Below are 10,702 nucleotides of genomic sequence, written 5' to 3'. Positions count from 1 at the left end.
CTCGGATGTGCTGCCTAACAGCGCCACATCTCCAGCGTCGACGCCAAGCAGCGCAGCCAGTCCCTCGCGACAGGCAAATGCTGTGGCTTGCTGAGCGCGCAGGCCAGCCGAGCCGTTGGCCTTGTCAGCGAAGTAGCGCGCCGTCGCATCGACAGCGCTGACAGGCGTCAGCCCATCACCAGCAGTCAGCAGATACGCCCGTTCGTCCCCGCCGATGAATCGATCCTTCGATACCAGAGCTGTCGCAGTCACTGCCCTCACCTCTCATTTGTCATGGTCACATCCACGCATTGTCCGGTGCGAACCCCATGTTGACAATGACTCGCGGTAGTCGCATTGTCCATGCGACATTGGCTAGCACGAAGGAGTGGTTGTGTGACTCGAGTGTTCGTGACGGTTGATATCGAGGGCATCGCTGGTGTGGTCCATGTATCTGAGGGTTCGCCGGGCAACCCGGAGTATGAGCGCGCCCGGCGGCTGATGACCGCGGAAGCGAGCGCGGTCGTCGCTGGAATTTTCGATGCTGATCCGGGAGCATCGGTCACGGTCGCCGACGTCCACGGGCCGTATCGCAACCTCATCCCTGAGGAGCTGGATGAGCGCGCAACGCTGAGTCGCGGCAAGCCTCGCCACTTCGGCATGATGGACGGCATCGACGAAAACTACGACCTGGCGATGTTCATCGGTGTTCATGGCCGGGCAGGAAGCGACCAGTCGGTTCTGAGTCACACGTTTACCGGCACGATCCTCGATGTCACGATCAATGGCAAGTCGATGGGCGAACTTGGGCTGAATGCGATGATGGCCGGCGCGTACGGCGTGCCGGTCGTGCTGGTGGCCGGGGATCAATCTGTCGAGGCGGAAGCACGCGATCTGTTCGGCGACGGGCAATCGATCATCACCGTCAAGCACAGTCGCGCCCATCTGGCGGCTGAATCAGTGCATCCCAATGTCGCGCGCAAGATGCTGCGAGAAGCAGCGACGCGAGTGATTCGCGAGCGCGCGGATGTCGCTCCGCTGACAGTCGACTTGCCGGTAGAGGTCACGATCACGCTCGCCCGCCCGGCGTTGGCCGACCTGGTCGCCATGCTCGACAACGTCGAACGCATCGATGGGCGCAGCCTGCGCTTCACCCGCCCGACTGTGCCGGACGCCTATCGCATCCTGCGGCTGATAACGGTGCTGTGCTCAACGCCCCTGTAGGGGACCGCCCTCCGCTACACTCTCCCCAGAGCATGAGTCGTTACGACGGCAGGGAGTAGAGATGTCAGCTGAGACAAACAAGGAACTCGCCAGGAGGTTCTTCGAAGAGGTCTGGAACGCGGGGGACGAGGCGGCGATCGAACGCTACATTGCCGAGAACGCTGCCGGGAACGATGCCGACTTCGGGGCTGGCCGCGAAGCGTTTCGGCGGCAGTGGCGCGAGTGGCAGCGTGCCTTCCCTGATTTGCACTTCGCTGTCGAGGACATCGTCGCAGAAGGCGACCGCGTGGTGACGCGCTGGACGCTTACCGGCACCCAGCAGGGCGAGTTCCTCGGCATCCCCGCTAGCGGACGCTCGGTCAGCGTGAGCGGCATGAGCCTCGATATCATTCGCGACGGTCAGATCGTCGAAGGATTCGATGGCTGGGATGCGCTCGGGCTGCGGCGACAGCTCGGCGCGACAACGCTGGAGTAGTGCATGGCGGATGTCCTGAATCACGCGGAGACAAACCTCGCGGCCACAACACCGATGATCCGCGTCGAGAATCTGGTCAAGCAGTACGGCCAGAAGCGCGCAGTCGCCGGCATCTCGTTTGATGTCGCGGCGGGCGAGATCTTCGGGCTCCTCGGTCACAACGGAGCGGGCAAGACAACGACGATTCGGATGCTGACCGGTCGGACCCGGCCGACCAGCGGCCGGGCATCCATCGCTGGGCACGACGTCGTCACCGATCTGGTCGCAGTCAAGCCGATCATCAACCTCGTCTTCGAGGATCAGAATCTGTACGACCGAATGTCCGGTCGGGACAACCTGGCCTTCTTTGCCGATTTGTACAACATGCCGCGCACGCGCGTTGACGATCTCCTTGAGGCGGTGAACCTGAAGGACGCCGCAAGTCAGAAAGTCAAAGCGTATTCAACCGGTATGAAGCAACGTCTGCTGATCGCGCGCGCCCTGATAAACGAACCACGCCTGCTGTTTCTGGACGAGCCAACGCGCGGGCTCGATCCGACATCAGCACGCGACATCCGTCAGATCGTCAGCGAGCTGAGCGACCGCGGCACGACCGTCTTCCTCACAACGCATTACATGGACGAAGCGGACGAGTTGTGCGATCGGGTGGCATTCCTCAGCCAGGGCGAGATCGTCGCGCTGGATGCTCCGCGGGAACTGAAGCTGCGCTTCGGGCAGCGAACTGCGACGGTGCTTCTCGACACGCGAGACGAGCACCAGTTGGCACTCGATAGCCCCAGTGACGCCGTGCAACTGGAAACGTGGATGCGTGACGGTCGGGTGTTGACGATCCATTCGCAGGAAGGCACGCTCGAAGACGTGTTCATCGCGCTGGCTGGTCGCTCGCTGAACTAGCGACGACGGAAGATACCGAGGAACGGCGAACCGGTTCCGAAGAGAAAGCCGAAGTCGTACCAGCCACCCTGACGAGCCACATCATAGATCGGCTGGTCGTCCAGTCTGCCGAACAGATGCACGATCAGGACAATCCAGGCAGTGAGCCCATTCCACAGTCCCCAGAGCAGGTCGTGGTACCACATCGCGCCTGTCATCCTCTCGCTGCTCCAGTCGTCGCGCAGGTAGCGCGGTGTTTGAATCTTGCCCTTTGACAGGTTGCCAAGAGATTACTATACTGCAAGCTATCTGCTGAAAATTGGTCAGTCCACTAGGCCAGTTTGGCGAAGTGGTGCACACAATGTCTGATGATCTGACCATCGAGCCGGTCAACCGTTCGCGGCTATCTCAGCGCATCGTGCTGCGGATCTGCGAGCTGATCCGGGACAACCGTCTATCTGCGGGCGACCGATTGCCGCCGGAGCGCGAGCTCGCCGAGCGGCTCCAGGTCAGCCGCGCCTCGTTGCGCGAAGCGTTGACTGCGCTGGAGTTAGCCGGGATCGTTGAGACACGTCACGGTGACGGCACCCGAGTGCGAGACTTCCATGAGCTCGGCGTCACTTCACCGTTAGCCCTGACACTGTCGGCCACTGATGATCTTGTTGGCGATCTCTGGGAACTGCGCATAATCTTCGAGCCGGCGCTCGCCGCGCAGGCGGCGTTGCGGGCCAATGACGACGATGTGGCAGCGATGCGCGCCGCGAACGATGACATCGGTCGGCTGGCGAGCCACCGGGAGTCAGCGGAACGCACCATCTATCTCGACCGCGAGTTCCATGCCGCTGTCGCCCGCGCTTCGGGCAATCGCGCTGCAGTGCGCGTGTTGCAACTCCTCAATGAGCTGCTGTTGAGCAGCCGACGTCACTTTGCAGCCGAGCCAAACCGCCGCCACCGTACATTCACTCGTCATAACGAAATTATCTCCGCCATCGAGCGACGCGACCCCCCGGCTGCGCGCGATTCGATGCTGCGACATCTGCAGGACGTCGAGCTGTACATCGTTGGGAGCGTGCTGGAAGAGCACCTGGATGAACCGCCGGAAGCGGGTGCCGGGTCGTCCGACGCTGCCCGGATTCGGAAGGTCGATGGGCAGAAGGGAGGTGGTGGAGGCGCCGCATAGCGTGCTGGCAGCCAACGTCCGGCGCGGCCTCGTGTCGTCAATATTGTGCATTTGTGGGGCAACGACAAGGTGTTGGAACTCTTTCATGTGGGAGGACGTGACATGCGCACCGAACGTGAGTCTTCGATTTTCAGCATGCGCGAGCAAGCCGAAGCGCTATTGCAAACGCCACTATCACGACGCGGTGTTCTGCAGCGCACCGGACTGATCGGAATAGGTCTGGCGACCATCAGCCCACTGCTGGCAGCCTGCGGCGGCGATGATGATGAGGACACGCCATCAACAGGTGGTTCGGCCACCGAGCCATCCACTGGCGGTGCCGCGACTGAATCAACGTCCGGCGAAGCAGAGTCGCCAACGACTGGTGAAGAAACGGCGACCGAGTCGACGAGTGGCGAAGCCGAAGGTGGTTCCGCCGGCGGGTCGCTGATTCTGGCGCTGAACTCGGACCTGACCACGATGGACCCGCACAAGTCGACGGCGGCAGTCGATCGGCAGGTGTACCAGCTGATCTACGACAAGCTCGTCGACATCGATGAAACGCTCAACGTCGTGCCGGAACTTTCCACCGACTGGGAGATCTCGTCTGACGGGACCGAATACACGTTCACGCTCGTCGACGGTGTGACATTCCACGACGGCGAGACATTCAACGCCACCGCAGCCAAGGCCAACTTCGATCGCATGCTCGATGACGCGACGGCCTCGCCGCGCAAGAGTGAGATCGCACAGGTCACGAACGTCGAAGCAGTGGATGACACCACGCTGAAGCTGACCCTTTCGCAGGCGTTCTCGCCATTACTGGCGACACTCTCTGACCGTGCCGGAATGATGATCTCGCCCAAGGCGATCACGGAGCTGGGGGACGATCTGGCACGGCAGCCGGTCGGTACCGGCGCATTCACCTTCGTCGAGTGGGTGAAGGATGACCACCTGACCGTCAAGAAGAACGAGAGCTGGTGGCAGGATGGTCTGCCGTACCTCGACGAAGTGACCTACAAGCCGATCACTGACGCATCTGTTCGCCTGACGGCGCTGCGGACGAACGACGTTCAGATGATCGATCAGCTCTCGGCCAAGGACGTGCAGACAGTCAAGGCCGACAACTCCCTCGTCTACGATGAGGTGGCCGGCCTCGGCTTCACCTACATCACGCTACATTGCGGGAAGCCACCATTCGACGTGAAGGAGCTGCGGCAGGCGGTCGCCTGGTGCCTTGATCGTGACGCCATCAATCAGGCGCTCTTCTTCGGCACGGGTGCCCCGGCGCAAACACCGATCCCGCCAAGCTCGTGGGCGTTTGACGAAACGGTCGATGTCTATAGCCAGGACTACGACAAGGCCAGAGAGCTTCTCGCCACCGGCGGCCAGCCGGACGGCTTTGAGTTCACGATGCTGGTGACGAATACGCCTGATGCACAGCAGCTTGCTGAGGCGTACAAGGCGCAGCTGGCCGAAGTCGGCATCGTTGCCAACCTGGAGCTGCTGGAATTCGGCACGCTCCTCGACCGATCAAACACCAGCAATTTCGAAGCGGTCAGTCTCGGCTGGAGCGGGCGGCCCGATCCCGATGGCAACATCTACGGCTACTTTCACAGCGATGGCGGGCTGAACCGCGGCGAGTACAGCAACCCCGACGTGGACACGCTGCTTGAGGAAACGCGCGCCAAAGCGACGCCCGACGAGCGCAAGCCGATCTACTCCGAGGTAACCAAGCTGATTGCCGAGGATGCGCCGATGATCTTTGTGCGCTTCCCGGCCGAGATCAAGGTATGGCAACCAACGGTGAAGGGCTTCGTCCATGTGCCCGACGGCATGATGCGAATGGACAAGGTCTCGGTCGACAAGGGTTGATAACACCCGCGATGGATGGGTGGCGGTCTCAGGATCGCCACCCGGATAGAAACGGGAAGGTGCATGGGACGGTACATACTTCGTCGGCTGGTGCAGATGGTGCCGGTGCTCTTCCTCGTGTCGCTGATCGTCTTCTCCCTGCTTCATCTCACACCCGGCGATCCAGCGATCTCGATGCTCGGCGAGGAAGCGACGCCTGAATCAGTTGCGGCGCTGCGCGAAAAGCTCGGGCTGGATCAACCGTTGCCGGTGCAGTACGTGCGCTGGCTCGGCGCGGTGCTCCAGGGCGATCTGGGCAGATCGATCCGCTCGAACCAACCGGTCTCGGAAGCGATTCTGGATCGCCTGCCGGTAACGATCGAGCTCTCGCTGCTGTCGGCGCTGATTGCGCTGCTGATCGCCATCCCGGCCGGGGTCATCTCGGCGATGCGGCGCAACTCGCCACTGGACACCAGCGCGACAACGGTCGCGTTGCTGGGGGTGTCGTTGCCGAATTTCTTCCTGGCGATTCTGCTCATTTTTACGCTGTCATTGAAGCTCGGCTGGCTGCCGCCGATCGGCTACACGCCGTTTCTCGATGATCCGGTCGAGAACCTGCGCAAGATGATCATGCCAGCGGTGACACTCGGCACGGCACTCTCGGCGATCGTCATGCGGATGATGCGCTCGTCGCTCCTGGAGATTCTTGACCAGGACTATGTGCGGACAGCCCGCGCCAAGGGGCTGAACGAAGCGAATGTCGTGCGCCGCCACGCGATGCGCAACGCGCTCATCCCGGTAGTCACGGTCGTTGGTTTGCAGATCGGCGGGCTGCTCGGCGGGGCGATCATTACTGAATCGATCTTCGTGCTACCCGGTATCGGTCGCCTGCTGGTTGATTCCATCTTCCAGCGCGATTTCCCGCTGGTGCAAGGCGTCGTCCTGTTTGCCTCGCTCGCGTTCCTGTTTGCCAACCTGGCCGTTGATCTGCTCTACGCCGTCCTCGATCCGCGCATTCGGTACACGTGAGAGGATGGCCGATGTGGCTGGGGAGTTGAGGGGCTGAATCGATGGAATCGACACCTGGCACTGCTGCAACGACCGGTGGCGTTGAGCAGGCAACACCGCGTCAACGCACCGTCGGAGTGCGCAGCTTCTTCGAGCGCCTGTTCAAGACGCGACTGAGCGCGGCTGCACTCACGATCATTGTGCTGATGATCCTGATGGCGATCTTCGCACCGATCATCGCGCCGTACCGGCCGGACGCGGTGGACTTCGCGTCGGTGCTGCAGGGGCCGAGCCGCGAGCATTTGCTTGGCACCGACAATCTCGGTCGAGATGTCCTGAGCCGGACGATCTACGGGTCGCGGGTCTCGCTGCAAGTCGGCATTATTGCCGTCGGCATCTCGCTCATCATCGGGACAGTGCTCGGCCTGGTCGCGGGCTACACGTCCGGATCGTTCCTCGATTCGCTGATCATGCGCTGCATGGATGCGCTGCTGGCCTTCCCGACGCTCGTACTCGCCCTGGCGATCACCGCTGCGCTCGGGCCGAGCCTGACCAATGTGATGATCGCGGTGGGCGTCGTCGGAATCCCATCGTATGCACGGCTGATCCGTGGCCAGGTGCTCTCGGTCGGACAGAACGAATACGTTGAGGCAGCACGTACGGTTGGCGCTTCGGACGCGCGGATTATCTGGCGACACATCATGCCGAATGTCACCGCTCCGCTGATCGTCCAGGCATCGATCGGCGTGGCGTTTGCGATTCTGGCCGAGGCCAGCCTGTCATTCCTCGGGCTTGGTGTGCAGCCACCAACGCCAAGTTGGGGCGGAATGCTCTCAATCGGGAAGGACTACTTACAATACGCTGCCTGGATGGCGCTTGTGCCGGGCGCGGCGATTTTTCTGATCGTACTGGCGTTTAACTTCCTCGGCGATGGCATTCGGGACGCGCTCGATCCACACCTGCGGAATCGCTGAGCGGTTCGACTCACTCGCTATACTCGTGCCTGCAAGTGTCGCGGATCGTGGCGAGGGAGCGTGGTTTGTCAATCCGTCGGATCCTCACAATATTTCGGCGCGACTTTCTGGATGCGATGCGCGACGCGCGTATCCTCGTTGCGATCCTGGTGCCATTTGGGTTGGGCATCTTCTACAACGTCATCATGGACTCGGACGATCCGGTCCTGTCGGCTACGCTCGTCTACACGAGTGGCGACTCAACCACCCTGCCAGAGAGCATCAAGCAGATCAGCGGGGCCGATGTGACGCTCGAGATCAAGCAGGTCACAGACGAAGCTGCCGTCCGAAAGACGATCGACGATGATGATGCCGATCTCGGGCTGGTGATCCCAGCGGGGTTTGATGCGGCCGTGAGCAGCGGACAAGCGCCGCCGTTGACGGTCATACGCTCGGAATCAACGGGGTTCGCAACACAGTACCTGCTGTCGTCGCTGGAAGCAGCACTGCGTGCGCAGGCGGGCCAGCAAGACCCGGCGCAGGTGTCTGTCGAGACGATCAGCAAGCCGACGACGACGATCTCGCTGATCGAAGATCTCGGCCTTGACACCTACTTCGTCCTCTCGGCGCTGATGATGCAGATCGCCATGATCACGATGTACGCCGTGCCGTACATTCTGGCCGAGGAGAAGGAGCGGCGCACGCTCGACGCGCTGGTGATGATCGCCTCGCCGTGGGATGTGATCGCTGCCAAGGCGTTGTTCGGCCTCGCCTACGTCGCGATCTCGACGCCGCTGCTCCTGGCTGTGACGCGTGTTAGCCCGCAACGCGCGCTGTTGTTTGTCGTCGCCGTTGGGCTTCTTGCCGTCGTGCTCGATGGCATTGGTCTTCTGCTCGGCAGCATTCTCAATCTATCACAGCTCACCACCTGGGGCGGCGTGCTGATCCTCCCGGTCGTTGGGCCAGCATTCGTCGCCGGCATTCCGCTGCCGGACGTTGCCGAAAAAATCCTGCAAGTCTTCCCGACGACGCACGCAATGCACCTGGCTGTTGACTCGCTGGCCGAGACGCCGATCTTCGACACGACATGGCTCTCCATCGCTGTGCTGGCCGCATGGGCGGTTGTCGTCTACGCCGTCAGTCTCTGGACGCTGTCGCGCCGCGAGGCGTAACGAGCGTATCCAGCAGGCGCTGTGTTGCTGCGGCGATCTCAGCGACCGCACTGTCGAACACGTCGGCATTGGCGCGTGAGGGCACACGATAGCCACTCACCTTGCGAACAAACTGCAGCGCCGCAGCCTCGATTTCATCGGGCGTCGCCGGCTCGTCGGCACGACGAAGCTGCTTGATGCTTCGGCACATGGGCTCCTCCAGACTGTTGTCAGGCAAGCTCGCCGGCAGCGTACTGCTGACGCAACTCGGGGATGACGCGCTCGGCAAGCTCGATGAACATCGGTGGTAGCGGTGCGAACGGTGTGTTGAACAGGAACGTCCGCACACCGATCCGAGCGTAGTCGATCACATGCTGGCGGAACGTGTCGATCGATTCCAACGGTTTGGCATAGGCGGAAATCACCCAGCGAATCTCGCCCGGGTCACGTCCGATTTCGCGACAGTACTCAACGAGCTGCTCTCCGTTCTTCGCAAACTCCGCCGGGTCCTCGCCGCCATCCCACAAGTCGGCGTAGCGCGCGACATGGCGCAGCATTCGCTTGCCCGCTGTCCCGATCAGGACAGGGATGTGGGCATTGACCGGCTTCGGCGCAAACGGCGCATTCTCAGTCTGGTAGTACTCGCCGCGAAACGTCGTGCGCTCCTGCGTCTCAAACTGCCGCATCAGCTCCATCGTCTCACCGAAGCGATCGACTCGCTCGCGGGCACCGGGGAACGGGATGCCATAGGCCTCGTGTTCGCGCTCGTTCCACCCGGCCCCCATGCCGAGGATGAGTCGACCGCCCGACAGGTGATCGACCGTCGCAGCTTGTTTGAGCATGATCGCCGGATTGCGGTGTGTGTTGCCGGTGACCATCAGGCCAAGCTTCACACGAGACGTCTTGACCGCCATGCCGGCCAGCAGCGTCCAGCCCTCAAGACACTCGTCGGTCTCGACCTGTCCCAGCGAAAAGAAGTGATCGAACAACCAGGCGGAGTCCCAGCCCGTCTCCTCCGCGAAGCGCCAATGCTCGTCGATCAGGCTCAGTGGCCGCCGATGCTGTCCGGTGACTATGCCAAATTCCAGCCGGTCCGCCGGTCGATCGCCCATTAGTTGTCCTCCAGAAGTTACAGAAATGTCCGGTAGTTCGGGAATGCCGCAGTCGGCCCTGAACCTGCACCACTCGAATCATTCGCCGCGACGACGCGTGTTCACGTCGCCTGGATGCCCGTCACGCCCTTGGCACGCAGTGTCGCATCCACCCACGAGCGGTCGAGGGTGCCGTTTAGCGTCGCCTCCAGTTGAGCCCGTTCATCCGCAGCCTTGGCAGACGCCGCAGCAATCAGATCGGTCATGATCGACGGAGCGAAGGCGAGAACGCCGTCCTCATCACCGACGACGATATCGCCCGGATTGACGACCATCCCACCAATCGACACCGGCACGTTGATCTGGCCGGGCCCGTCCTTATATGGACCGCGATGCGTGACGCCGCGCGCAAAGACGGGGAACTCAGCAGCGGCAATCGCGCTCACATCGCGGATCGCCCCGTCGATCACGATCCCGCCCAGCTTGCGGACCATCGCATGCGTGAGCATCATCTCGCCAACAAGCGCGTGCGACAGTTCACCGCCACCGTCAACAACGATCACATCACCGGGCTCAGCCATATCGAGCGCCTTGTGGATCATCAGGTTGTCGTCGCCGCGGGTGCGGACGGTGAATGCCGGCCCGACCATACGCCGCGCATTGCGGTGATACGGAAGCAGGCCCGCTGCTCCAGGCAGCCGCCCCATGCTGTCGCTGAGCAACGGCGTCGCCAGACCGAACAGTGGTGCCATTGCCTCCGCGTCTGGGCGGTTCGTCAACGGGCGAATGATAAATCCTGACTTCATTGCGTTCCTCTGTCACTTGCGTTTCATTGCCTCGCTGACCACAGTTGCCGCCCGAACGGGTTCGTCGCGTCGCGAGACGCCAGCCTCGATTGTCAGGCAGGATACGCGACCCGCCAACCCTCATACGCG

At 62.0% G+C, this 10,702-nt stretch carries 13 protein-coding genes; 8 read left to right on the top strand and 5 right to left on the bottom strand.

Annotated features, from left to right (window positions below; all coding sequences use genetic code 11):
- A partial coding sequence (locus M9890_14275; protein MCO5178118.1) for a hypothetical protein occupies nucleotides 1–252 on the bottom strand: 252 nt, incomplete at its 3' end.
- Nucleotides 253–375: 123 nt separating this feature from the next.
- Between M9890_14275 and M9890_14270 the strand changes: the two genes are divergently transcribed.
- The 3 genes from M9890_14270 (at nucleotide 376) to M9890_14260 (ending at nucleotide 2,572) form a co-directional block, all read left to right on the top strand.
- Nucleotides 376–1,203: a M55 family metallopeptidase gene (locus M9890_14270; GenBank protein MCO5178117.1), complete on the top strand. Its 828-nt coding sequence runs from the start codon at nucleotides 376–378 to the stop codon at nucleotides 1,201–1,203.
- Between the two features lie 61 nt (nucleotides 1,204–1,264).
- Nucleotides 1,265–1,678: an ester cyclase gene (locus M9890_14265; protein MCO5178116.1), complete on the top strand. Its 414-nt coding sequence runs from the start codon at nucleotides 1,265–1,267 to the stop codon at nucleotides 1,676–1,678.
- Between the two features lie 3 nt (nucleotides 1,679–1,681).
- Entirely contained in the window at nucleotides 1,682–2,572 is an 891-nt protein-coding gene (locus M9890_14260) for an ABC transporter ATP-binding protein (GenBank protein MCO5178115.1), read from the top strand.
- Here the strand turns inward: M9890_14260 and M9890_14255 are convergent.
- Entirely contained in the window at nucleotides 2,569–2,769 is a 201-nt protein-coding gene (locus M9890_14255) for a hypothetical protein (GenBank protein ID MCO5178114.1), read from the bottom strand. The genes M9890_14260 and M9890_14255 overlap by 4 nt on opposite strands.
- Nucleotides 2,770–2,912: 143 nt before the next feature.
- Here M9890_14255 and M9890_14250 point away from each other — a divergent pair, with 143 nt between their 5' ends.
- The 5 genes from M9890_14250 (at nucleotide 2,913) to M9890_14230 (ending at nucleotide 8,697) form a co-directional block, all read left to right on the top strand.
- The gene (locus M9890_14250; protein MCO5178113.1) at nucleotides 2,913–3,731 is read left to right on the top strand and encodes a FadR family transcriptional regulator; all 819 of its coding nucleotides are present in this window, start codon (nucleotides 2,913–2,915) and stop codon (nucleotides 3,729–3,731) included.
- A 102-nt stretch (nucleotides 3,732–3,833) separates the two neighbouring features.
- A complete protein-coding gene (locus tag M9890_14245; GenBank protein MCO5178112.1) occupies nucleotides 3,834–5,585 on the top strand; it encodes an ABC transporter substrate-binding protein in 1,752 nt (583 codons plus the stop codon).
- Between the two features lie 63 nt (nucleotides 5,586–5,648).
- Entirely contained in the window at nucleotides 5,649–6,593 is a 945-nt protein-coding gene (locus M9890_14240) for an ABC transporter permease (protein MCO5178111.1), read from the top strand.
- 41 nt (nucleotides 6,594–6,634) lie between these two features.
- The gene (locus M9890_14235) at nucleotides 6,635–7,546 is read left to right on the top strand and encodes an ABC transporter permease (protein MCO5178110.1); all 912 of its coding nucleotides are present in this window, start codon (nucleotides 6,635–6,637) and stop codon (nucleotides 7,544–7,546) included.
- A 65-nt stretch (nucleotides 7,547–7,611) separates the two neighbouring features.
- Nucleotides 7,612–8,697 carry an ABC transporter permease gene (locus M9890_14230; GenBank protein MCO5178109.1) on the top strand — a complete coding sequence of 362 codons (1,086 nt, stop codon included), beginning with the start codon at nucleotides 7,612–7,614 and terminating at the stop codon, nucleotides 8,695–8,697.
- On the opposite strand, the gene M9890_14225 is transcribed toward M9890_14230, so the two are convergent.
- The 3 genes from M9890_14225 to M9890_14215 form a co-directional block, all read right to left on the bottom strand.
- Nucleotides 8,663–8,887: a DUF2277 domain-containing protein gene (locus M9890_14225; protein MCO5178108.1), complete on the bottom strand. Its 225-nt coding sequence runs from the start codon at nucleotides 8,885–8,887 to the stop codon at nucleotides 8,663–8,665. The genes M9890_14230 and M9890_14225 overlap by 35 nt on opposite strands.
- A gap of 19 nt (nucleotides 8,888–8,906) precedes the next feature.
- A complete protein-coding gene (locus tag M9890_14220; protein ID MCO5178107.1) occupies nucleotides 8,907–9,788 on the bottom strand; it encodes an LLM class flavin-dependent oxidoreductase in 882 nt (293 codons plus the stop codon).
- A 101-nt stretch (nucleotides 9,789–9,889) separates the two neighbouring features.
- A complete protein-coding gene (locus tag M9890_14215) occupies nucleotides 9,890–10,573 on the bottom strand; it encodes an RraA family protein (GenBank protein MCO5178106.1) in 684 nt (227 codons plus the stop codon).
- Between the last annotated feature and the right edge of the window lie 129 nt (nucleotides 10,574–10,702).

It is taken from the genome of Thermomicrobiales bacterium (genome assembly GCA_023954495.1).
Lineage (GTDB): Bacteria > Chloroflexota > Chloroflexia > Thermomicrobiales > CFX8 > JAMLIA01.
The sequence above is the reverse complement of the archived record's forward strand: the minus strand, read 5'-3'. Positions and strand labels throughout refer to the sequence as shown.